Below are 21,945 nucleotides of genomic sequence, written 5' to 3'. Positions count from 1 at the left end.
TCCTGATGCCGCGTCAGTCGGGTGTTCGGGAGCGAAATCGGGCATTGTGTCATCGAGCAGCGCGCGGATATGACGTCGCGCTCGGAGGTGACCGGAAAGTGCGCCCGTACGGCGGACCCCGGCTTACCCTGGGCGCTACGAACTGTCAGCAGGAGTGTGTGGCACCGGTTCTGCCGGAGCCCCGGGGACACGCCCTCGTCTGACGTCCACCGGCATCCCGAGGAGGGGGTGCCTCACCGTGAGGCGGCCCAGCGGGGGCGGGCCCGACGGAGGACTGGGCTTATGGATCGTACGACCGGCGGCGCGCCCACACGCCCGCCGCAGGGGATGGCGGGGGCGGTGCTGCTGCTCGGCGTCCTGCTGGCCGGGGCCGCGCCGCTGATCCCGCTGGCCGTCCTGGTGTACCGCTACGAACCCGAACTGCTCCCGCTGTTCGCGGTTCCGCTGGCCGTACTGGTCGCCGCCTGGCGGATCGCCCGGGACCGGGCCAGGGACCAGCTCACCGACCCGCTGACCGACCTGCCCAACCGGCAGGCCCTGCTGATCGCCACCCAGGAGGCGCTGGCCGCGCACGAGGGCGAGGACGGCTACAGCGTCGGCCTGATCCTGCTCGACCTGGACCGCTTCCGGTCGCTGAACGACGCGCTCGGGCACACCGCCGGCGACCGGCTGCTGGTGCACATCGCCCGCCGCCTGCACCGGGCGCTGCGCTCCGGCCCCAGCTTCGCGCCGGGCCCGGACACCGCCGTGCTGCCCCCGCAGGTGCGCCGCCGCAGCGAACGCCCGGTGGTGGCCCGGATGGGCGGCGACGAGTTCGCGGTGCTGCTCCCCGGCGTCGGCAGTCCCGAACTGCTGGAGCGGATCGCCAAGGCGCTGATCACCGAACTTGCCGCACCGATCCGGCTGGACGGGCTGCTGCTGGTGCTGGAGGCCAGTGCCGGGGTCTGTGTGCACCCGACGCACGCCCAGGACGCAGAATCGCTTCTGCGGCGCGCCGACGTGGCGATGGGCCACGCCCAGCACAGCCGCAGCGGCGTCGAACTGTACGACGAGGCACGGGACTTGGAGACCCCGTACCGGATCGGCCTGCTCGGCGACCTGCGGCGGGCGCTGGAGATGAACGAGGTCGCCCTGCACTACCAGCCGAAGGTCGCCTTCGACGGCCGGGTGGTCGGCCTGGAGGCGCTGGTGCGCTGGGAACGGCCCGGGCAGGGCCGGGTGCCCCCCGACGAGTTCATCAGCCTCGCCGAGTCCTCCGGCCTGATGCCCCGGCTCACCGACTACGTGCTGGAGAGCGCCGTCGGGCAGATCGCCCGCTGGCGCCACCAGGGCCTGATGGTGCCGGTCGCCGTCAACGTCTCGCCGCGCGACGTCCTCAATCCGGGTTTCGCCGCCCGGGTCGCCGGACACCTCACCCGGCACCAGGTCCCCGCCGAGGCGCTCCAACTGGAGATCACCGAACGGCTGCTGCTCGACGACAGCCGGCGGGCCGCCGACACACTGGCCGAACTGCGCCGCTACGGCGTGCGGATGTCGCTGGACGACTTCGGCACCGGGCACTCCTCACTGGTGCGGCTGCGCAGCCTCCCGGTCGGCGAACTGAAGATCGACCGCTCGTTCGTCTCCCGGATGGTCGCCGACGACCACGACGCGGCGGTGGTCCGCTGCTCCGTCGAACTCGCCCACTCGCTGGGCCTGACGGTGGTCGCCGAGGGCGTCGAGGACGACGAGACCTGGGAGCGCTTGCACGACCTCGGGGTGGACGCCGTGCAGGGGTGGCTGGTGTCGGCCGCGCTGCCGGTCGACCAGGCGACGGCGTGGCTGCAGGTGCGGCGGACGGGGGCGGTTTCCTCGCTGCCGCGATAGGTGATCAGGTCCGGGGTCCGTCCGGGGAGGGGAGTTCTGTCCCCGGGCGGACCTTGCTGTCGGTCCCCTTCCGCCTCGCGCAGTTCCCCGCGCCCCTGAAGGGGCACATAGGATGGCCCTCAAGACCAAAAAGGACGGGTGTGCCCAGGGCCGCCCGGTCTACCGGAACTCACCCTTGAGGATCGCTGCATGCCTGGCATCACGCGCGAGGAGGTCGCCCACCTCGCCCGGCTGTCGCGTCTGGAGTTGCAGGCGGAGGAGTTGGACCACTTCGCCGAGCAGCTCGACGTGATCATCGGCGCGGTCGCCCGCGTTTCCGAGGTCGCGGGGCAGGACGTCCCGCCGACCTCCCACCCGCTCCCGCTGAGCAACGTCATGCGGGCGGACGAGGTGCGACAGTCGCTGACCCCGGAGCAGGCGCTGTCCGGCGCCCCGGCGAGTGAGGACCAGCGTTTCCGCGTGCCGCAGATCCTCGGGGAGGACTGACCGAGATGACCGACCTGATCAAGTACACGGCGGCCGAGACGGCCTCCGCGATCGCCAAGGGCGAGGTGTCGGCCGTCGAGGTCGCGCAGGCCCACCTGGACCGCATCAACGCCGTCGACAAGAAGGTCAACGCCTTCCTGCACGTCGACAACGAGGGCGCGCTGGCCGCCGCCCGCAAGGTCGACGACAAGCGGGCCAAGGGCGAGCAGCTCAGCCCGCTGGCCGGTGTGCCGCTGGCGCTGAAGGACGTCTTCACCACCAAGGGCATCCCGACCACCTGCGGTTCGAAGATGCTCGAGGGCTGGATCCCGCCCTACGACGCCACGCTGACGCGGCGTCTGAAGGACGCGGACGTCGTCATCCTCGGCAAGACCAACATGGACGAGTTCGCGATGGGCTCCTCCACCGAGAACTCGGCGTACGGCCCGACCGGCAACCCGTGGGACCTGACCCGGATCCCCGGCGGCTCCGGCGGCGGCTCCGCGGCGGCGCTCGCCGCGTTCGAGGCGCCGCTGGCGATCGGCACCGACACCGGCGGCTCGATCCGCCAGCCCGGCGCCGTCACCGGCACCGTCGGCGTCAAGCCGACCTACGGCGCGGTGTCCCGCTACGGCCTGGTCGCCTTCTCGTCCTCGCTGGACCAGGGCGGCCCGTGCGCCCGCACCGTGCTGGACGCGGCGCTGCTGCACGAGGCGATCGCCGGCCACGACCCGCTGGACTCCACCTCGATCGACGCGCCGGTGCCGGCCGTCGTCGAGGCCGCGAAGATGCGTGACATCCGCGGCATGCGGATCGGCATCGTCAAGGAGTTCGCCGGCGAGGGCTACCAGCCCGGCGTCATGCAGCGCTTCAACGAGTCGGTGGAGCTGCTGCGCGAGCTGGGCGCCGAGGTCGTCGAGGTGTCCTGCCCGTCGTTCACGCTGGCGCTGCCCGCGTACTACCTGATCGCCCCGTCCGAGTGCTCCTCGAACCTGGCCCGGTTCGACGCGATGCGCTACGGCCTGCGGGTCGGCGACGACGGCAACCGCTCCGCCGAGCAGGTCACCGCGCTGACCCGTGAGGCCGGCTTCGGTGACGAGGTCAAGCGCCGCATCATCCTCGGCACCTACGCGCTGTCCTCCGGCTACTACGACGCCTACTACGGCTCGGCGCAGAAGGTCCGGACGCTGATCTCCCGGGACTTCGACGCCGCGTTCGCCGGTGTGGACGTGCTGATCTCCCCGACCACGCCGACCACCGCGTTCCCGATCGGCGAGCGGGCGGACGACCCGATGGCGATGTACCTCGCCGACCTGTGCACCATCCCCTCGAACCTGGCGGGCAACGCGGCCATGTCGCTGCCCTGCGGGCTCGCCCCGGAGGACAATCTCCCGGTCGGCCTGCAGATCATCGCCCCCGCGATGGCGGACGACCGCCTCTACCGCGTGGGCGGCGCCGTCGAGGCCGCGCTCAACGACAAGTGGGGTCACACCCTGCTGGAGGAGGCACCGGCACTATGAGCAAGATCGAGAAGGCCAAGGGCTGGAAGCACTCGAAGCCCGGCCTGTGGCTGTCCATCGGCGGAAGCGCGTTCGGGGCGATCTCCATCGTCAAGGACATCCGCCACGCCCGTGAGGACAACGACACCCTCAAGCTGATCAACGCCGTGGTCGGGGCCGCCGCCCTGATCACCGGGACCGCGCTCCTCGTCCGCGAGCTCAAGCGTCTCGGCGACGACGACGTCCTGCTCGGCTGAACCTCCCATGACTGAAGAAGGGACGCTGTGAGCGTCATGAGCCTGGTCTCCTACGAGGAGGCACTCGCCTCGTACGACCCGGTGATGGGCCTTGAGGTCCACGTCGAGCTGGGTACCAAGACCAAGATGTTCTGCGGCTGCTCCACCGAGCTGGGCGCGGAACCGAACTCGCAGACCTGCCCGACCTGCCTCGGCCTGCCCGGCTCGCTGCCGGTGGTCAACGCGGTCGGTGTGGAGTCGGCGATCCGGATCGGTCTCGCGCTGAACTGCGAGATCGCGGAGTGGTGCCGGTTCGCCCGGAAGAACTACTTCTACCCGGACATGCCGAAGAACTTCCAGACCAGCCAGTACGACGAGCCGATCGCCTTCAACGGCTACCTCGACGTGCAGCTGGAGGACGGCGAGGTCTTCCGCGTGGAGATCGAGCGCGCCCACATGGAGGAGGACACCGGCAAGTCCACCCACGTCGGTGGCGCGACCGGCCGCATCCACGGCGCCGAGTACTCGCTGCTCGACTACAACCGGGCCGGCATCCCGCTGATCGAGATCGTCACCAAGCCGATCGAGGGCGCGGGCCACCGGGCCCCCGAGGTCGCGAAGGCGTACGTCGCCGAGCTGCGCGAGCTGATCAAGGCGCTGGGCGTCTCCGAGGCCCGGATGGACAAGGGCCAGATGCGCTGCGACGTCAACCTGTCGCTGCGCCCCAACGGCACCGAGAAGTTCGGCACCCGCAGCGAGACCAAGAACGTCAACTCGCTGCGCAGCGTGGAGCGGGCCGCCCGGTTCGAGATCATGCGCCACGCCACCGTGCTGACCGACGGCGGGACGATCGTCCAGGAGACCCGGCACTTCCACGAGGAGGACGGCTCCACCACGGCCGGCCGGATCAAGGACAACGCCGAGGACTACCGGTACTTCCCGGAGCCCGACCTGGTCCCCGTCGCCCCGGCCCGTGAGTGGGTCGAGGAGCTGCGGGCCGAACTGCCCGAGCTGCCGCGGGTCCGCCGGGCCCGGCTGCAGGCCGAGTGGGGTCTGAACGACCAGGACATGCAGTCGGTGCTGAACGCCGGCGCGGTCGAGCCGATCACCGAGACCATCGCGGCCGGCGCCCCCGCCGACCAGGCCCGCAAGTGGTGGATGGGCGAGCTGGCGCGGCGCGCCAACGAGACCGGCACCGAGCTGTCCGAGCAGCCGATCACCCCGGCGCAGGTGGCCCGGGTCTGCGCGCTGGTCGCCGAGGGCAAGCTGAACGACAAGCTGGCCCGCCAGGTCATCGAGGGCGTCCTCGCCGGCGAGGGCGAGCCGGACCAGGTCGTCGAGAAGCGCGGCCTGGCCGTGGTCTCGGACGACTCGGCGCTCGGCGCGGCCGTCGACCAGGCGATCGCCGACAACCCCGACGTCGCCGCGAAGATCCGCGACGGCAAGGTGCAGGCGGTCGGCGCGCTGGTCGGCGCCGTCATGAAGGCCACCCGCGGGCAGGCCGACGCGGCGAAGGTCAAGGACCTGATCCTGGAGAAGCTGGCCTGAGGCTGCTGCTCCGTACGGTGCCCGTCCCCGAACCGGGGGCGGGCACCGTCGTTCTCCGGCACCGTCGGTTTTCGGCACGGTTCGTTCTCCGGCGCGGTTCGAGCGGCGCTCCAGCCGTCGGCCGGATCCTGCCCACCGCGATACGCCGGAGACGAAGCGAGGTGGAGTAATGGCCGGGGTGACCCGTTCGGGACGGAGGCTGCTGGGGGCGGCCGTGAGACGGCTGCTGTGGGGACTGTCGCTGCTCGGCGACATGTATCTCTGTACGGCGGCGTCCCGGTACGAGGCGATGCTGCTGGGGCGGCCGGTGGAGCGGCCGTGGCCGCTGGAGCCGCCGATCACGCTGCTGCCGCCGCCGCCCGGGCACCCCGAGCAGCTGATCCCGGACGTTCCGCTGAGCGCGGTCGAACTCGAGCTGCGGTCCGAACTGCTGCACCTGAGGCGGCTGCTGCCCGGTGACGGGGTGCGGCGATGACCGTGCGGGAGCGGCCGAGCCGGAGGAGAGCGGGCTTCAAGAGGCGGTTGAGCGGCCCACCGGAGACTGGACGCAGCGCCGCCCGACGAGCGGGCCGGGCGCGGAAACCCCGGAGGTGCGGAATGCGGGAGCCGGCGACTCTGACCGAGGCCCTGGCCGAGCGGTTCGCCCGTGCGGCCGCCGACCCTGCGGTCCTCGAACCGGGCGATCCACACGATCCCGCTCCCGGTGCGCGCGCCGCGAGCTACGGCGAACTCGACCGTCGGGCCCGCGAGTTGGGCCAATGGCTGACGGAACGCCAGGTGACCGGCCGGCCGGTGCTGGTGGCGCTGGAGACCGGCGTCGACCTCGCCGTCGCGGTGGTGGCCTGCCTGTACGCGGGCGCCGTCGCGGTGCCCGTCCCGCCGCCGTCGACGTCCGCGGCCGCCGCCGAGCGGACCACCGCGATCGCCCGGGAGACCGGCGCGGCCGTGGTGCTCACCGTCGCCCGGCACGCCGCGGACGTCTCGCGCCGGCTGTCCGACGCGGGGCGCGGCGCGGTGCTCTGCCTGGCCGTCGACACGGCGCTGCCGGCGGCGGACGGGTGGCAGCTGGCCCGGCTCGGCCCGGAGGCGGTCGCGCTGATCCAGTACACCTCCGGCACCACCGCCGCCCCGCGCGGCGTCCAGGTCACCCACGCCAACCTGCTGGCCACCATGCGGGAGATCCAGCAGGCGCTCGGCACCCACGCCGGTTCGCGGATCGGCGGCTGGCTGCCCTGCTACCACGACCTGGGCCTGATCGGGCAGTTGCTGCACCCGCTGTGGCTGGGCGCGACCGCCGTGCTGATGCCGCCCCGGCTGTTCCTGGGCCGTCCGGCGCGCTGGCTGGAGGCGATCGACCGGTACGGCGTGACGGTGGCCGCGGCCCCCGACTCGGCGTACGCCCGGTGCGCCGCCGAGGTCACCGACGCGGAACTCGCCGGACTCGACCTGTCGCGCTGGGAGACCGCCGTGAACGCCGCCGAGCCGGTGTCCGCCGCCACCGTGGAGGCGTTCGCCGGGCGGTTCGCCGCGGCCGGGCTGCGGCCCGGGGCGATGGTCGCCGGGTACGGGCTGGCCGAGGCCACCCTGCTGGTCAGCACCACCGGCGGCGGCCCGGTCGCGGTCCGGACCGGGCTGCCGGTGGGCGCGGGCGACGGCCGGCGGGTGGTCAGCTGCGGCCGTCCGCGCGGTGGCGAGGTGCGGATCGTCGACCCGGCTTCCCGGGCCGAGTTGCCCGACGGCGCCGAGGGCGAGGTGTGGGTGCGCGGGGCGGCCGTCGCCGCCGGCTACTGGCAGCGGCCGCTGGAGACCGCCGAGGTGTTCGGCGCCGTCACCGCCGACGGCGCCCGCGGCTTCCTGCGCACCGGTGACCTCGGCGTCCTCAGCGACGGCGAGCTGTACCTGACCGGACGGCTCAAGGACACCGTGGTGGTGGCCGGGCAGAGCGTCCACCCCCAGGAGATGGAACGCCGCCTGATCGACTGCGGCGAACGCCTGGCCTCCGCCGTGGTGTTCGGCGCCGACCAGCCCGACCGGCTGGTCGTCGTCCAGGAGGTCCGGCACCCCGGCCGCGACCAGGCCGCGCTGGCGGCGCTGGCCGCGCGGGTGCGCGGCTGCCTGGCCGACGAGTTCGGCGCCCGGCCGGCCGGCGTGCTGCTGGTCCGCCCCGGCTCGGTGCGCCGCACCACCAGCGGCAAGGTCCGGCGCTCGACGATGCGGCAACTGTTCCTGCGCGGAGACCTGCGACCGGTGTACGCCGAACTCGACGAGACGCTGCCGGCGCCGCCCCGGGAGGTGGTCCGGTGAACGTGATCGAGCAGCAGGACGAGTGGGCCGAACTCGCCGTCGCCGCGGGCCCGGTGGGCGTCACCGAGCAACGGGTCCGGGAGCGCGTCGCGGAGTGGGAGCGGCGGCTCGGGGATCCCGACGACCCGGAGAATCCGGCCGGGTTCCGGGCGCTGCTGGCCGCCGACGAGCGGGCCGAGCCCGCCGAGGGCGCGGTGGCCGTGCTGCACGAGGGCGGGTTCGGGGCCGAGCTGGTGCCGGTGGAGCTCGGCGGGCGCTTCGAGCGGGCCGACGTGCTGGCGCGGGTGCTGCGGCCGGTGTTCCGGCGGGACGTCTCGCTGGGATTCGGGCACGGGATCACCTCGCTGTTCGCCGCCGCCCCGGTGTGGGCGGCCGGCAGCCCGGGGCAGCGGCGCCGGCTGGCCCGGCTGCTGCTGGACGGGCGGCCGGTGGCGATCGCGCACCACTCGCTGGCGCACGGCAACGCGATGTGGCAGGGGGAGTTCAGGGCCGTCGCGGACGGCGACGGGTACCTGCTGCGCGGGCGCAAGGACGTGGTGATCAACGCCGACCGGGCCGGTGCGGTGGTGGTGTACGCCCGCACCGGGCAGCAGGGCGGCAGTCACTCGGTGCTGCTGGTGGACCCGGCGGAGGCCGGCGGCGCGCTGACGGTGCTGCCGCGGCGGATCAGTACGGGCCTGCGCGGCTGCCGGTTCGCGGGGCTGGAGTTCACCGACCTCCCGGTGCCCGAGGACGCGCGGGTCGGACCGGACGGCGAAGGCGTCCGGCTGGCGCTGCGCACCTTCCAGCTGAACCGGACGCTGATCCCGGCGGTGGTGGTCGCCGCCGCCGACACGGTGCTGCGGGCCGCCGCCCGGGCGGCCAGCGGGCCGCGCCACCGGGCGCTGCTGGCAGGGGTGTTCGCCGATCTGCTGGTGTGCGACGCGATGGCCACCGCCGTGCTGCGGGCCCTGCACCTGCTGCCGGACAGCGCCCACCTGGGTGCGGCGGCCGTGAAGTACCTGGTGCCCGACCTGTTGCAGGAGGACGTGGAGGAGCTGTCCACGGTGCTCGGCGCGGCCGGGTACGACCGGGCGGGCGGGCCCGGCAGCCTGCAGAAGCTGCTGCGGGACCTGCCGGCGGCCAGCCTCGGGCACGTCGGGACGGCCGCCTGCCAGGCCGTGCTGATCCCGCAACTGCCGCTGCTGGCCCGGGAGTCCTGGCTGCGGGCGGACGAGCCGCCGGCCGCGCTGTACGCCTGGGAGGAGCCGCTGCCGCCGCTCGACCTGGGCGGGCTCGGGGTGGCCGGCGGCACCGACTTCCTGGCGGCCACGCTGACGGGCGCGGCGGCCCGGCTGCGCGCCCGCCCGCCCGCGGGGCCGGACGGGGCGGCCCTGGCCGAACTGGCCGGGGTGCTGGCCGAGGAGCTGTCGGCGGTGCGGGAGCGGGCGCTGGCGCTGCCCGCGGACAGCGCCGCCGCCCTGGCCAGCCCGTCCTGGTGCGCGCTGGTGGAGCGGTACGCGCTGCTGGCGGCGGCGGGGGCGGCGCTCGGCGGCTGGGAGGCCCGGCGGGGCGGGGGCGGTTTCCCGGCCGACCCGGCGTGGCCGGCGCTGGCGCTGTCCCGGCTGGCCCGCCGGCTCGGCCTGCCGGTTCCGCCGCCGTCCGCGGACTGCGTGCGGCGGGTGCACGACGAGGTGCTGGAGCGGGTGGCCGGCGGGCGCTCCCTGGACCTGTACGACACGCCGCCGGCCGGAGGAGGGGCGCAGTGACGAGCTATCAGGAGGCGGTGAACGCGCCACTGCTGATGCCCGGGCCGGGCGCCAAGTGGCTGCAGGTGCGGCAGGCGATGGCCTGGCACGGGCACGCGGTGGTGTACGCCTACACCGAGCAGTGGCAGGACGCGGTGCTGGCCGAGCCGGACCTGCGGCAGTTCCTCGGCAACCGCGACTGGCAGCGGCTCAGTTCGCTGGAGCAGGTCCGCACCCGGGAGCGGTTCGCGGCGTCCCGGCTGCTCGTCAGGTACGCGGCGGGGGCCGCGTTGCAGGTGCCGCCGGACGCGGTGGAGCTGGGCTACAAGCCCGGCGGCCGGCCGTACCTGCGGGGCTGCGACCAGATCGACGTCAGCATCAGCCACACCCGGGACCTGATCGTGGTGGGGCTGAGCCGGCGCGGCCGGATCGGGGTGGACACCGAACTGGCCGACCGCAAGGTCCGCTACCAGGACATGCGGCGCCTGCTGTGCACGCCCGCCGAGCGGGGCTGGCTGGGCGGGCTGCCGGCGCGGCGGCAGGAGAAGCAGCTGCTGCGGCTGTGGACGCTGAAGGAGGCGTACACGAAGGCGCTCGGGCAGGGCATGCGGCTGGGCTTCACCGAGTTCGGGTTCGCCGAGTTCGGTTCCGGCCCGGGGACGGCCCTGCACACCCCGGACGGTGCGGCGGCCGGGTTCGGCGAGTGGACGTTCGGTACGTATGCCCTCAAACGCGGCTACCTGGTGAGCATCGCCTGTCACGACGCCGGGCATCAGGCGGTGGCGGACACCGCGGTCTCCACCATGCTCGACGGCGGCTTCCTCGCGGAGGTGGTGAACCTGTTGAAGGCCGGTGCCCGGTAGCCGCGGACCCTGAAAATCCGTTTGCCCCAGAAGATCACAAGCTGCGCTGAGATCGTTATTGTTCAGCCTGATCGTGTGTCAAGTCTGTGGAAATAACGGGGGCAAGCCAATGATTCGCGTGCTGTTGGCGGAGGACATGCAGGTGCTGCGCAGAGCCCTGGTCGCGCTACTACAGCTGGAACCCGACCTGGACGTGGTGGCGGAGACCGGGTCCGGAGCGGAGGTGGTGGCCCGGGCGAAAGAGAGCGCGCCGGACGTCGCCGTGCTCGACATCGACCTGCCGGGAATGGACGGCATCACCGCGGCCGGAGAACTGGCCAGGGAAGTGCCGGCCTGCCGGACGCTGATCCTCACCAGTCTCGGCCGGCCCGGCAATCTGCGCCGGGCCATGGCCGCGCACGTCGCCGGGTTCCTGCTGAAGGACATCGAACCGGGCCAACTGGCCGCCGCCATCCGGACGGTGGCGGCCGGCGGGCGGGCGATCGACCCGGCGCTGGCGGTCGCCGCGCTCGACTCCGAGCCCTCGCCGCTCACCTGCCGCGAGCTGGAGGTGCTCCGGCTCGCCGCGGACGGCATGGAGGCCGGGCAGATCGCCGCCCGGCTGTTCCTGTCCGCCGGGACCGTCCGCAACTATCTGACCACCGTGGTCGGCAAGTTGAACGCCCGCAACCGGGTGGACGCGATCCGGATCGCCCGGGACGCCGGCTGGCTCTGACGGTTCGCCGGAACGCGCCCGCTCAGGCCGCCTGGGCGGGCGCGTTCCGGCGGCCGGTGCCGCCGGAGCCCGACAGCGCCAGCGTCGCCGCGTCCAGGTCGATCGCGGCCTCCACCACGAACCAGCCGGTGCCGTGCGGGCCCGCGGTCAGCGTGCCGCCGAGCTCGCGCGCCCGAGTGGTGAGGTTGCCGATGCCGCTGCCGCCGCCGGTGTCCCGCACCAGCGGCGGCTGCCCGGGCACGGTGCGCCCGACGCCGTCGTTGGCCAGCCGGAACCGGACGATCCGGCCCTCGCGGACCGCCGAGATCTCGCACTGCTCGACCTTGCTGTGCCGCAGCATGTTGGTCAGTCCCTCGCGCAGCACCGTCGCCAGCACCGTCTCGACCTGCTGCGGCAGCAGCCCGAAGTCCAGCCGGGCGGTGCAGCGCACCCCGAGCGTGGCCAGCATCGCCTTGGCGCTCTCCACCTCCGCGCTGAGCGACATCTCCCGGTAGCCGCGGGCCACCGCCCGGACGTCCGACAGGGCTTGACGGGCCGTCTGCAGAATCTCCGTCAACTCCTGCTGTGCCAGCTCGTGCTGGCCTGGCACCAGCCGGTACGCGAGTTCACACTTGAGGGTGATCGCGGAGAGGCTGTAGCCGAGCAGGTCGTGCAGGTCGCGGGCGAACCGCAGACGCTCCTGCGCCACCGCCAGGTTGGCGAGTTCGGCGCGCGAGCGGTGCACCTCGATCACCAGGTCGGTCAGGCGGGACAGTCCGAAGATCACCAGGCCGTTGGTGACCGTGGCGACCGAGATGTAGAAGGTCTCACCGACCGGGTCACCCATCAGCAGCATCAGCACGTTGCTGCCCACCACCACGCCGACGAACCCGGGCCAGGCCACCACCGGCCGCAACAGCAGCAGCATCGATCCGGCCAGGAAGCTCGGGATGCCGATCCACAGCGGGCCCAGCCAGCAGAACGGCACGTAGGTGATCACCGCCTGCACGGCCAGCGTCACCGGCCAGCGCCTGGCCAGCGAGGGGACCAACCGCGGGAAGGAATGCACCAGTTGGATGCCCAGCAGCAGCGCCAGCAGGGCCAGCGTGCCGGACAGCAGCAGGCCGCTGGGGTGCAGTGCGAGGACGTAACTGGTCGCCACTCCGGTGTAGCCGAGGAACACCAGGGCGGTGATCGTCACCGCGGCCTTCGGTGCCAGCTGGTTGCCGCCCGGGTCGGGTTTCGGCCATGAAGCCTCATCGTTCACGATTTCCCCCTCGGACTCGTACGTTTCCCGCTTGCCGCTGCTCCCGGATCGTACGGGACATGCCTAGCCCAGGTCTGCTGCCGGCGGGCTCGTACCGACCACGAACTCTCCGACGCTCGACTCGACGGCCCAGTCCAGTCCGAAGGCGCGGGCGGCGGTGTCCGAGTTGCCGGAGGCGAGCGCGCACGGGGCCAGGCCCATCGCGGTCGACACCAGGTAGAGGTTCTGCATCAGCACGCCGACGTCCTTCATCAGGCTGGTGTAGGCGATGCCGCTGAAGGCCTGGGTGGCTCGCCGGAAGCGGGCGGTGATCACCAGCAGCAGCGGCGGCGGCCCGTCGGCGGCCAGCGTGGCCTGGGCGGCCTCCCGCAGCTCGGCGGTCTCGGCGGCGGGCGCGTCCAGCGGCTCCAGCAGGTGGCCGAGCGGGTCGTAGTGGTAGACGCCGGGCGGCAGTTCGGTGTCCGGGCCGGCCACCAGGTACAGCTCCAGGGCGTACACCGAGCCCATGCTCGGGTACGGCCGCCCGTCCCGGTCGGCGCCCTCGCGGATCCGGCAGGCCCGGAACAGCAGTTCGCCGATCTGACGGGTGCTCAGCGGTGCCGGGCCGTACCGGCGCAGCGAGCGGCGGCGTTCCAGCACCGAGCTGAACGGCTCGTCGGAGGTGCGCAGTTCGCCGAGGTCGGGGCGGGGCAGCGGGACGGCGGTGCGGGCGCCGAGCGGCTTGACGGCCGGCTCGGCGGGCATCCGGCCCAGGTGGGCGAAGGTCGCGCCGAACGCGCCGTCGCTGCGGCCGAGCCGGCTGCGGGCGTGCACCATCATGTCGTCGGCGGACCAGCCGGCCAGCGTCGGGTCGTCGTCCTCGGCGTACCGGGGCGCGTCGGCGCCGACGGCGGGGTGCTCGGCGGCGACCGCGATCCGGGAGGCCAGCAGGTAGCCGATCGCGGCCTCGGTCACCTCCTGGTCGAGCTGCAGGCCCACCGGCCGGTCGCCGCCGGACAGCAGGCCCAGCAGCTGCACCATCTCGGGGCGGTGCAGCTGCACCCGGTGGTGGGCGAGCGGCGACTCCAGGCGCAGCCCGCCCTCGGCCCAGCGCAGCACCGCGAACCGGGACAGCCGGCACGGCCGGTCCTCGGGCACCGGCTGCGGGACGAACCAGGTGTCGCGGGCCAGCGGGACGACGCTCAGCAGCGGGGTGCCGCCGAGCGCCAGGGTGCGCACCAGGCAGTGGCGGATCCGGCGCAGCCCGCGCAGCAGCGCGGCCACCTCGGGGGAGTGGGCCTCGGGCCGGTCGAGGTCCTCCAGGCCGGGGAAGCCCGGCAGCACGTTGCTCAGTGACACCGGGCCGAGCGTCATCCGCTCCAGTGCGGTCCGCAGCACCGGGTCGGGGTTCTCGAAGTACACCGGCCCCCAGCGGGTCTGGACGGTGAGGGTGCCGTCCGGCCCGTCGTCCGGGTCGACCAGGGTGTCCTCGCGCAGCGACCACAGCTCGTTGAGCTGCGGGGCGGCCAGGCATTCGATACGCATCAGTCATCCAGCACGGTGAGCGGGGCGCTGTTCAGACGAACAGCGGTACGGGGTTGAGCAGGTGGTACGGGGTGGGCGCGGTGAGGCGGCCCAGTCGCACCGGCACGTCGAACAGGCGGCCGGGGGCGAACCGGTTCCAGTGCGGGCGCAGGCCCGGCACCACGACCTTGGCGACCGGCAGGCCGGCCTCCGGGCGGGTCTGGTCGAGCACCAGCAGTTCCATTCCGGCCCGGCGGACCAGCTGCTCGGCGGCCGTGACGTCGTCGCGCAGGTCGTCGTGCGGGCCGAGGGCGGCGGGGGCCGGGCGGCCGGCCGGGCGGGCCGGGTCGGGCAGCAGGTACGGGAGTTCGGCGACCTTCGCGGTGCGCATCCAGTCCATCGCCTGCGGGTCGGTGAAGCCGTAGCCGGTGCCGTCGGCGCGGGCGTCCACCACGTTCGGCAGCAGCTGGTTGACCTCGGCGAGGGCGCGGCGCAGGGCGATCGCCGGGTCCAGGTGGGCGCCGAAGCCGGGCATGATGTCCTCGGCCGGCTTGTCGGTGCGGCGGGAGAACGCCGCGACCACCGGGATGCCCAGGTCGGAGGTGAGCTCGATCGCCCACACCTCGCGGTGCAGCGAGGCGTGCAGGTCGCGCAGCCGGGCGACCCACGGGTCGGGGCAGGCGTCCAGGTCGATGCCGGGCTGCGCGGTGCGGTTGTACCACCACAGCGCGATGGCGTCGCGTTCCACCAGTTCCAGGAAGCCCTGCAGGACGGCGTCCTCCAGGGTGCCGCCGGCCGCCGCGCCGTTGGAGTTGGCCAGGCAGTAGCGGCGGCCGCGCTGCTGCGGGGCGTTGTAGTAGAGGAGTGCGGCGGGCATCAGCTTCTGCCGCTGCTCGGTCAGCGACCACACCGGCAGCCAGTCGATCGGGTCGTTCTCGTCGAACGGGTCGGCGATCTGGTGGAAGGCGCCCGCCCGGGCGTTCCACTCCTCGCGGCCGGCGAACTGCCGCGGGTCGAACAGCTGGACGGTGTCGGGGTGGACGGCGTCCGCCGCCAGCTCCCGGTAGCGGCCGCGGACGATCGGCTCGCCGCCCTGCAGGTGGCCGGAGTGCCGCTCCAGCGACTCGGCGAGCGCGCCGACCTCGGCCTGCAGGGCGGTCTGGCCCTTGCCGGAGGCGTTGGCGCGCAGCCCGGCGCGGACCGAGGCCAGGCCGGCGGCGCCGCCCACCGGGTTCAGCCCGGCGTGGAAGCAGTTCAGCTCGGCGGGACCGCGCGGGTCGCGGCGGATCTCCTTGACCAGGCCGGTCAGCGGATCGACGTGGTGGCCGTAGCGCTCCATCATCTGTTCCAGCGTCAGCGCCCGGTGCCCGCCGCCGTCGGTCTGCGCCTTGGGCCGCGAACGCAGCACCACGGGTGCGTTGATGCGTGCGGCGACCAGTCCGGGGTCGCCGCACTGCGGGCACTCCGGGCGGCGGGTGACGGGGTGCCGGCGGCCGTCCAGGGTGAGCGAGTCCAGCGTCCACAGCTGCCGCTGGCCCGGATACCGGTGGCCGGCCAGCCACTTGGTGGCCTCCAGCGCGGACAGTTGCAGCGCCGCGGTGCGGGCCGCGGGCAGCGAGCAGGCGCGGCGCGGGGCCGGGCCGGTGCGCTCCAGGGTGCGCTGGACGTGCGCCTCGACCTGCCGGCCGCACCACAGCCGGTCGGCCAGGCAGCTCCAGCACGCCCCGTCGGGCCCGAAGAACGGGCCGATCCAGGACTCCACGCCGTTCGCCCGGACCGGCAGCCAGGGCCGGCCGGCAGCCCGGTGCGCGGCGTCGATCGCGCCGAGCGCCGGGTCCAGGTAGTCCTCGCAGAGCACCACCGTCAGGTCGGCGCGGAGGCCGTCGGTGACGGTGTGCAGGCCCGCGGCGTCGAGCGCGCCGCGCAGCTCGGGCCGGTCGGCGCCGTCCGGGCCGATCGCCCGTACGGTGGCCGCGCCGAGCCGCTCGCCCGCCGCGAGTTCGTCCTGCCCGGCGGCCGACCAGTAGCCGTGCTGGGCGGTGGCCGGCCCGGCCGGGCGTTCGGACACCAGCCCGGCCCGGCGCAGTTTGGCGACCAGAGCGGCGGTCTGCTCCGCGCCGAGCTGACCGGCGGTCTCCCGCTGGAGGTCGTGCAGACTCCTCGTCCCGTCCAACAGCGGTGCCAGCCGGGCGATCTGCGCTCCGTGCAGCGCGGTGACCTGCTGGTCCGAGATCAGGTAGACCGCCTCGCCGGGAACCTGCTGCACGCTCAGGTGCGGCCGGAAGGCGAGGAACGGGCCGGGGCCGGCCGGGTCGAGGAGGTCGCTCACGCCAGGCGTCCGGAGGTGGCCTCGGCCGGGGCGGTCAGGTAGGCGTCGGCGGCGCGGCAGAAGCAGAAGATGCCGGGGCCGGTCGGCCGGGCGGCGGAGGAGTGCTGGCTCAGATCCTCGATGAAGAGGTCGTCGTCCTGACCGATGACACTGGCGTGGGGGCCCATGGTCTCTCCCGTGGTCGAGTTCGAGTCGCTGTTCGCTCGATGTGACCAGAAGTCTCCTGGCGGCGGCCGGGGGGCGACCAGTGCCAGCCTCACGAGCCGGATGTGAAGGATTCACGGTCGCCGGGTGCCGAAACGCATGCCCCGCTCGGGAGCCTGGCACTGGCCGCCGCGGAGGCGGCCGAGGGAGCCTGATGACGGCAGCGGAACCGCTCCGGTCCCGCATCCCCCAGACGCGTCCCGGCAGTTGCCGGACGGGTCCATCCACGGGAGGAACCCTCATGGACATCAGAGTGCTCGGCCCGCTGAGCGCCGAGACGCGGCGCAGCTCCATCGTGCCGAGCGCCGGCAAGCCCCGGCAGATCCTCGCGCTGCTCGCGCTGTACGCCAACCAGGTCGTCCCGGTGCCGACCCTGCTGGAGGAGCTGTGGGGCATGGACGCCCCGCGCAGCGCCCTCACCACCCTCCAGACGTACATCCTCCACCTGCGCCGGCTGCTCGGTCAGGCGCTCGGCCCGGACGCCCCCTGCGGGGCCAAGGACATCCTGGTCACCCGGCACGGCGGCTACCTGCTGGAGGTCCAGCCCGGCGCCGTCGACGTGCACGAGTACGACCGGCTCGCCGAACTCGGCCGGGACACCACCGACGCCGGCGACGACGAGACCGCCGCCGAGATCTACCGCGAGGCGCTGGCGCTGTGGCGCGGCCCCGCACTGGTGGACGTCAAGGTCGGGCCGATCCTGGACATCGAACTGGCCCGGCTGGAGGAGAGCCGGCTGCGGGTGCTGGAGCGCCGCATCGAGGCCGACCTGCGGCTCGACCGGCACGCCGACCTGGTCGCCGAACTCACCGGACTGACGGTCCGCCACCCCCTGCACGAGGGGCTGCACGCCCAGGCCATGGTCGCGCTGTACCGGTCCGGCCGGCAGTGGCAGGCGCTGGAGGTCTACCAGGGGCTGCGGGGGCGCCTGGTGGAGGAACTCGGCCTGGAACCGTCGCCGCGGGTGCGCAAGCTCCAGCAGGCGATGCTGGCCGCCGACCCAGCCCTCGACGGACGGTCCGGCCGCCGCACCCCGGTCCTCGACCTGTTCGCCGCCTGACGGCCCGGCGGCCCCAGCGCCGCCCTGCCCCGCCTCGAACGAGGTTCGAGGCGGCGACCGCACAGTGCTCCCACGCGTTCCGCCGCCCACCTGGCGCGGAACCCCGCACCCGACCGTGGGGGAGAACTTGCGGATCATCGACCTGTCGTCACCGGTGGACGCGGCCGGCTGGGAGCCGGACCCGATCGTCCACGAGATCATGACGCCCGCCGAGGGCGCCCGTCACATGGCCGACGAGATGCGCCTGCACTTCGGCCTCGACTTCGACCCGGCCGACCTGCCCGGCGGTGAGCTGCTGTCCCTGGACACACTCACCCTCACCAGCCACACCGGCACCCACGTCGACGCGCCGTCGCACTACGGCTCGGTCGGCGACTACGGGACGCCCCGCCACATCGACGCCATGCCGTTGGACTGGTTCCTGCGGCCGGCCCTGGTGCTCGACGTCTCCGACGTCGGGATCGGGGTGATCGGCGTCGAACGGATCGAGAAGGCCTTCGCCGAACTCGGCCACCGGCCCGCGCCGATGGACATCGTGCTGCTGTACACCGGCGCCTCGAGGCACGCCGGTACCCCGCGGTACTTCACCGATTTCGCCGGACTCGACGGCCCGGCCACCGACCACCTGCTCGACCTCGGGGTCCGGGTGATCGGCACCGACGCCTGGAGCCTGGACGCCCCGTTCGGGCACATGATCCGCAGCTACCAGGAGACCGGCGACAAGTCCGTACTGTGGCCCGCCCACTTCGCCGGGCGGCGCCGCGAGTACTGCCAGGTCGAACGGCTCACCAACCTGGACCAGCTGCCCGGACACGGCTTCACCGTCTCCTGCTTCCCGGTCAAGATCGCCGGCGCCGGAGCGGGCTGGACCCGCGCCGTCGCCCTGGTCGAGGAGTGAGCGGCACCCCGCCACCCCGGCTGATCTGCTTCCACCACGCCGGGGCCGGGATCTCCGCCTTCGCCCGCTGGCAGTCCGTCATCGGCCCCTCCGCCGACGTGGTGCCGCTGCTGCTGCCCGGGCGCGGCCCGCGGATCAGGGAACGGCGGATCACCGACCCCGACCGGCTGATCGCCGAACTCGACTCCCTGATCGAACCGTTGCTCGACCGCCCGTTCGCTCTCTACGGCCACAGCCTGGGCGGACTGGTCGCACACGCCTGGGCCGCCGCCCGCCAACGCTCCGGCGGCCCGCAACCCGAACTGGTCGCGCTCGGCGCCGTGCTGCCCCCGCACCTGCGCTCGCCGGTGCTCGCCGCCGCCGCCCTGCCCGACCCCGAACTGCTGCGCCGGCTGGTCGGATACGGAGTACTGCCGCCCGGCGCCGTCGAGGAGGACGAGGCGACCGGACTGTGGCGGCGCCGGGTGCTGCCCGCGCTCCGCGACGACCTGTACCTGGGCCGGGCGATCTGCGAACGCGGCGGCGAGCCGCTGCACACCCGGGTGCTGGCGGTGGCCGGCGAGGGCGACCCGATCGCCCCGCTGTCCGGGGTCTCGCAGTGGGCCCGGTACGCGCCGGGCGGCTTCGAGCTGCGCACCGTCCCCGGCGGCCACTTCTTCGTCCGGGAACGGGCCGCGCCGCGGCTGCTCGCCGAGCAACTCGACGGCCCGCGGGCCGGGTCGCGAGCGCTGCCCCGCCCGGCGTCGAGCGCGGCTTGAGGACGCCGCCGCAGGCTACCGGCGAACGCGGCGCGACCGCGGACGGCGACGCAGGCCACCGGCGAACGCGGCGCGACCGCGGACGGCGGCGCAGGCCACCGGCGAACGCGGCGCGACCGCGGAACCACGAGCGGCGAAACCGCAGAACCACAAGAGGAAGGAACGGCGTTGAACAGGACTAAGGGGAGGCGGCCATGAGCCGGCGAGTGGTCATCACCGGGATCGGCGTGGTCGCCCCCGGCGGGGTCGGCAGCAAGGAATTCTGGTCGCTGCTCACCGACGGCCGGACCGCGACCAGGGCGATCTCGCTCTTCGACGCCTCTTCGTTCCGCTCGCGGATCGCCGCCGAGGCCGACTTCGACCCGGTCGCCGCCGGGCTGAGCCCGCAGGAGATCCGCCGGATGGACCGGGCGGCCCAGTTCGCCGTGGTCAGCGCCCGCGAAGCGGTCGCCGACAGCGGACTCGACCTGGCCGCGCTCGACCCGTTCCGCACCGGCGTCACCGTCGGCAGCGCGGTCGGCGCCACCATGGGCCTGGACACCGAGTACAACGTGGTCAGCGACGGCGGCCGTGGCTGGCTGGTCGACCACCGCTACGCCGTCCCGCACCTGTTCGACTACTTCGTGCCCAGTTCGTTCGCCGCCGAGGTCGCCTGGAGCGTCGGCGCGCAGGGCCCCGCCGGAGTCGTCTCCACCGGCTGCACCTCCGGCCTGGACGCCGTCGGCCACGCCGTCGAACTCATCCGCGAAGGCAGCGCCGACGTGATGATCGCCGGCGCCACCGAGGCCCCCATCTCGCCGATCTCGGTCGCCTGCTTCGACGCCATCAAGGCCACCTCCCCGCGCAACGACGACCCCGAGCACGCCTCCCGGCCGTTCGACCGCACCCGCAACGGCTTCGTGCTCGGCGAAGGCTCCGCGATCTTCGTCCTGGAGGAACTCGGCGCCGCCCGCCGCCGCGGCGCCCACATCTACGCCGAGATCGCCGGATTCGCCACCCGCTCCAACGCGTACCACATGACCGGACTGCGGCCCGACGGCAAGGAGATGGCCGAGTCCATCCGGGTCGCCCTCGACGAGGCCCGGCTGCCCGGCACCGCCGTCGACTACATCAACGCGCACGGCTCCGGCACCAAGCAGAACGACCGCCACGAGACCGCCGCGTTCAAGCGCAGCCTCGGCGACCACGCGTACGCCACCCCCGTCAGCTCCATCAAGTCGATGATCGGTCACTCGCTGGGCGCCATCGGCTCGCTGGAGATCGCCGCCAGCGCCCTCGCCATCGAACACGGCGTCGTGCCCCCCACCGCCAACCTGCACGAGCCCGACCCCGAGTGCGACCTCGACTACACCCCCCTCACCGCCCGCGAGCGGAAGATCGACACCGTGCTGAGCGTCGGCAGCGGCTTCGGCGGCTTCCAGAGCGCCATGGTGCTCACCCGACCCGAGCGGAGGACCGCATGAGCAGCGACCTGCTGGAACGTACTGGGACTGCCACGGCCGTGTTCACCGGCATCGGCGTGGCCGCCCCCAACGGCCTCGGCACCGACGCCTGGTGGCAGGCCACCCTCGAAGGCCGCAGCGGCATCCGCCCCGTCCAGCGGTTCGACGCCGCCCAGTACCCGGCCACCCTGGCCGGCGAAGTCCCCGGCTTCGCACCCGCCGAACACATCCCCGGCCGACTGCTCCCGCAGACCGACCACATGACCCGGCTCGCCCTGGTCGCCGCCCAGGAAGCCATCGGCCACGCCGGCCTCGACCTCGAACAACTCCCCGAATACGCCGCGGGCGTGGTCACCGCCGCCTCCGCCGGCGGCTTCGAATTCGGCCAGCGCGAACTGGAAGCGCTGTGGAGCAGAGGCGGCAAGCACGTCAGCGCGTACCAGTCCTTCGCCTGGTTCTACGCCGTCAACACCGGCCAGATCTCCATCCGGCACGGACTGCGCGGCCCCAGCGGCGTCCTGGTCAGCGAGCAGGCCGGCGGCATCGACGCCGTCGCCCAGGCCCGCCGCCAGCTCCGCAAGGGCAGCCGGGTCATCGTCACCGGCGGCGTCGACGGCTCCATCTGCCCCTGGGGCTGGGCCGCGCAACTCGCCGGCGGCCGGCTCTCCACCGCGACCGACCCCGCCCGCGCCTACCTGCCGTTCTCGCCCGACGCGGCCGGATACGTGGCCGGGGAGGGCGGGGCGATCCTGATCCTCGAGAACGCCGAATCGGCGCGGGAACGCGGCGCCACCGTCTACGGGCAACTCGCCGGATACGCCGCGACCTTCGACCCGCGGCCCGGCAGCGGGCTCGAACCCGGGCTGCGACGCACGATCTTGCTCGCGCTTGCCGAGGCCGGGGTGACCCCCGACCAGGTGGACGTGGTGTTCGCCGACGCCGCCGGCACGACCGAACCCGACCGGCAGGAGGCCGACGCGCTGCGCGCCGTCTTCGGGCCGCGCGGCGTCCCCGTCACCGCCCCCAAGACCATGACCGGACGCCTCTACGCCGGCGGCGGCTCGCTCGACCTGGCCGCCGCGCTGCTCACCCTCCGGGACCAGGTCATCCCACCCACCGTCAACGTCGAACACGTCGCGGACGGCCTCGACCTCGACCTCGTCCTCGGCACGGCCCGACCCGCGACGGTCCGCACCGCCCTCGTCCTCGCCCGCGGCGCCGGCGGCTTCAACTCCGCCGCCGTCGTCACCGCCTGAACCTCCCCCACATCCCACGCCCCACA

The 21,945-nt window shown here is 73.7% G+C and carries 18 protein-coding genes and 1 pseudogene; 15 read left to right on the top strand and 4 right to left on the bottom strand.

Annotation, left to right across the window (positions count from 1 at the left end; translation table 11 throughout):
* Nucleotides 1-345 precede the first annotated feature (345 nt).
* The 10 genes and pseudogenes from ACFYS8_RS07285 to ACFYS8_RS07240 all read left to right on the top strand — a co-directional run.
* Nucleotides 346-1,833, top strand: a pseudogene (locus tag ACFYS8_RS07285) (putative bifunctional diguanylate cyclase/phosphodiesterase); the annotation flags it as partial.
* A 222-nt stretch (nt 1,834-2,055) separates the two neighbouring features.
* Complete coding sequence (gene gatC / locus ACFYS8_RS07280; RefSeq protein WP_035866399.1) at nt 2,056-2,352, top strand: Asp-tRNA(Asn)/Glu-tRNA(Gln) amidotransferase subunit GatC; 297 nt, start codon at nt 2,056-2,058, stop codon at nt 2,350-2,352.
* 5 nt (nt 2,353-2,357) lie between these two features.
* Nucleotides 2,358-3,851 (top strand): Asp-tRNA(Asn)/Glu-tRNA(Gln) amidotransferase subunit GatA, encoded by a 1,494-nt coding sequence (gatA, locus tag ACFYS8_RS07275; RefSeq protein ID WP_387637059.1) that lies wholly within the window; start codon nt 2,358-2,360, stop codon nt 3,849-3,851.
* A complete protein-coding gene (locus ACFYS8_RS07270; protein ID WP_387637056.1) occupies nt 3,848-4,087 on the top strand; it encodes a hypothetical protein in 240 nt (79 codons plus the stop codon). Before gatA ends, ACFYS8_RS07270 begins: the two co-directional genes overlap by 4 nt.
* A 27-nt stretch (nt 4,088-4,114) precedes the next feature.
* Nucleotides 4,115-5,614 (top strand): Asp-tRNA(Asn)/Glu-tRNA(Gln) amidotransferase subunit GatB, encoded by a 1,500-nt coding sequence (gene gatB / locus ACFYS8_RS07265; protein ID WP_387637053.1) that lies wholly within the window; start codon nt 4,115-4,117, stop codon nt 5,612-5,614.
* Nucleotides 5,615-5,783: 169 nt separating this feature from the next.
* Complete coding sequence (locus ACFYS8_RS07260; RefSeq protein WP_387637050.1) at nt 5,784-6,089, top strand: DUF6059 family protein; 306 nt, start codon at nt 5,784-5,786, stop codon at nt 6,087-6,089.
* 122 nt (nt 6,090-6,211) lie between these two features.
* Nucleotides 6,212-7,918, top strand: a complete 1,707-nt coding sequence (locus tag ACFYS8_RS07255) for a fatty acyl-AMP ligase (RefSeq protein WP_387637047.1) — start codon at nt 6,212-6,214, stop codon at nt 7,916-7,918.
* Nucleotides 7,915-9,666 (top strand): acyl-CoA dehydrogenase, encoded by a 1,752-nt coding sequence (locus ACFYS8_RS07250; protein ID WP_387637045.1) that lies wholly within the window; start codon nt 7,915-7,917, stop codon nt 9,664-9,666. The genes ACFYS8_RS07255 and ACFYS8_RS07250 overlap by 4 nt, the downstream gene beginning before the upstream one ends.
* Nucleotides 9,663-10,508, top strand: a complete 846-nt coding sequence (locus tag ACFYS8_RS07245; RefSeq protein WP_387637042.1) for a 4'-phosphopantetheinyl transferase family protein — start codon at nt 9,663-9,665, stop codon at nt 10,506-10,508. Before ACFYS8_RS07250 ends, ACFYS8_RS07245 begins: the two co-directional genes overlap by 4 nt.
* A gap of 109 nt (nt 10,509-10,617) precedes the next feature.
* Nucleotides 10,618-11,223 (top strand): DNA-binding response regulator, encoded by a 606-nt coding sequence (locus tag ACFYS8_RS07240; RefSeq protein WP_387637039.1) that lies wholly within the window; start codon nt 10,618-10,620, stop codon nt 11,221-11,223.
* A 22-nt stretch (nt 11,224-11,245) separates the two neighbouring features.
* Here the strand turns inward: ACFYS8_RS07240 and ACFYS8_RS07235 are convergent, their stop codons facing one another.
* The 4 genes from ACFYS8_RS07235 to ACFYS8_RS07220 form a co-directional block, all read right to left on the bottom strand.
* Nucleotides 11,246-12,469 (bottom strand): sensor histidine kinase, encoded by a 1,224-nt coding sequence (locus tag ACFYS8_RS07235; RefSeq protein ID WP_387637037.1) that lies wholly within the window; start codon nt 12,467-12,469, stop codon nt 11,246-11,248.
* Nucleotides 12,470-12,532: 63 nt separating this feature from the next.
* Nucleotides 12,533-13,993, bottom strand: coding sequence for a SagB family peptide dehydrogenase (locus ACFYS8_RS07230; protein WP_387637034.1), 1,461 nt, complete (start codon nt 13,991-13,993; stop codon nt 12,533-12,535).
* A 31-nt stretch (nt 13,994-14,024) separates the two neighbouring features.
* Nucleotides 14,025-16,301, bottom strand: a complete 2,277-nt coding sequence (locus tag ACFYS8_RS07225; RefSeq protein ID WP_387637031.1) for a TOMM precursor leader peptide-binding protein — start codon at nt 16,299-16,301, stop codon at nt 14,025-14,027.
* Nucleotides 16,298-16,468, bottom strand: coding sequence for a hypothetical protein (locus ACFYS8_RS07220; protein ID WP_387637028.1), 171 nt, complete (start codon nt 16,466-16,468; stop codon nt 16,298-16,300). The genes ACFYS8_RS07225 and ACFYS8_RS07220 overlap by 4 nt, the downstream gene beginning before the upstream one ends.
* A gap of 278 nt (nt 16,469-16,746) precedes the next feature.
* Between ACFYS8_RS07220 and ACFYS8_RS07215 the strand changes: the two genes are divergently transcribed.
* The 5 genes from ACFYS8_RS07215 (at nt 16,747) to ACFYS8_RS07195 (ending at nt 21,919) form a co-directional block, all read left to right on the top strand.
* The gene (locus ACFYS8_RS07215; protein ID WP_387637026.1) at nt 16,747-17,565 is read left to right on the top strand and encodes a BTAD domain-containing putative transcriptional regulator; all 819 of its coding nucleotides are present in this window, start codon (nt 16,747-16,749) and stop codon (nt 17,563-17,565) included.
* A 127-nt stretch (nt 17,566-17,692) separates the two neighbouring features.
* A complete protein-coding gene (locus ACFYS8_RS07210; protein WP_387638824.1) occupies nt 17,693-18,463 on the top strand; it encodes a cyclase family protein in 771 nt (256 codons plus the stop codon).
* Nucleotides 18,460-19,221 carry a thioesterase II family protein gene (locus ACFYS8_RS07205; RefSeq protein ID WP_387637024.1) on the top strand — a complete coding sequence of 254 codons (762 nt, stop codon included), beginning with the start codon at nt 18,460-18,462 and terminating at the stop codon, nt 19,219-19,221. Before ACFYS8_RS07210 ends, ACFYS8_RS07205 begins: the two co-directional genes overlap by 4 nt.
* A 194-nt stretch (nt 19,222-19,415) precedes the next feature.
* Nucleotides 19,416-20,684, top strand: coding sequence for a beta-ketoacyl-[acyl-carrier-protein] synthase family protein (locus tag ACFYS8_RS07200; RefSeq protein ID WP_387637022.1), 1,269 nt, complete (start codon nt 19,416-19,418; stop codon nt 20,682-20,684).
* A complete protein-coding gene (locus ACFYS8_RS07195; protein WP_387637020.1) occupies nt 20,681-21,919 on the top strand; it encodes a ketosynthase chain-length factor in 1,239 nt (412 codons plus the stop codon). Before ACFYS8_RS07200 ends, ACFYS8_RS07195 begins: the two co-directional genes overlap by 4 nt.
* Nucleotides 21,920-21,945 lie beyond the last annotated feature (26 nt).

This window comes from Kitasatospora sp. NPDC004615, from assembly GCF_042873545.1.
Classification (GTDB): Bacteria; Actinomycetota; Actinomycetes; order Streptomycetales; family Streptomycetaceae; genus Kitasatospora.
Note: the sequence above shows the minus strand (reverse complement) of the source record. Positions and strands in the feature narration are given on the sequence as shown.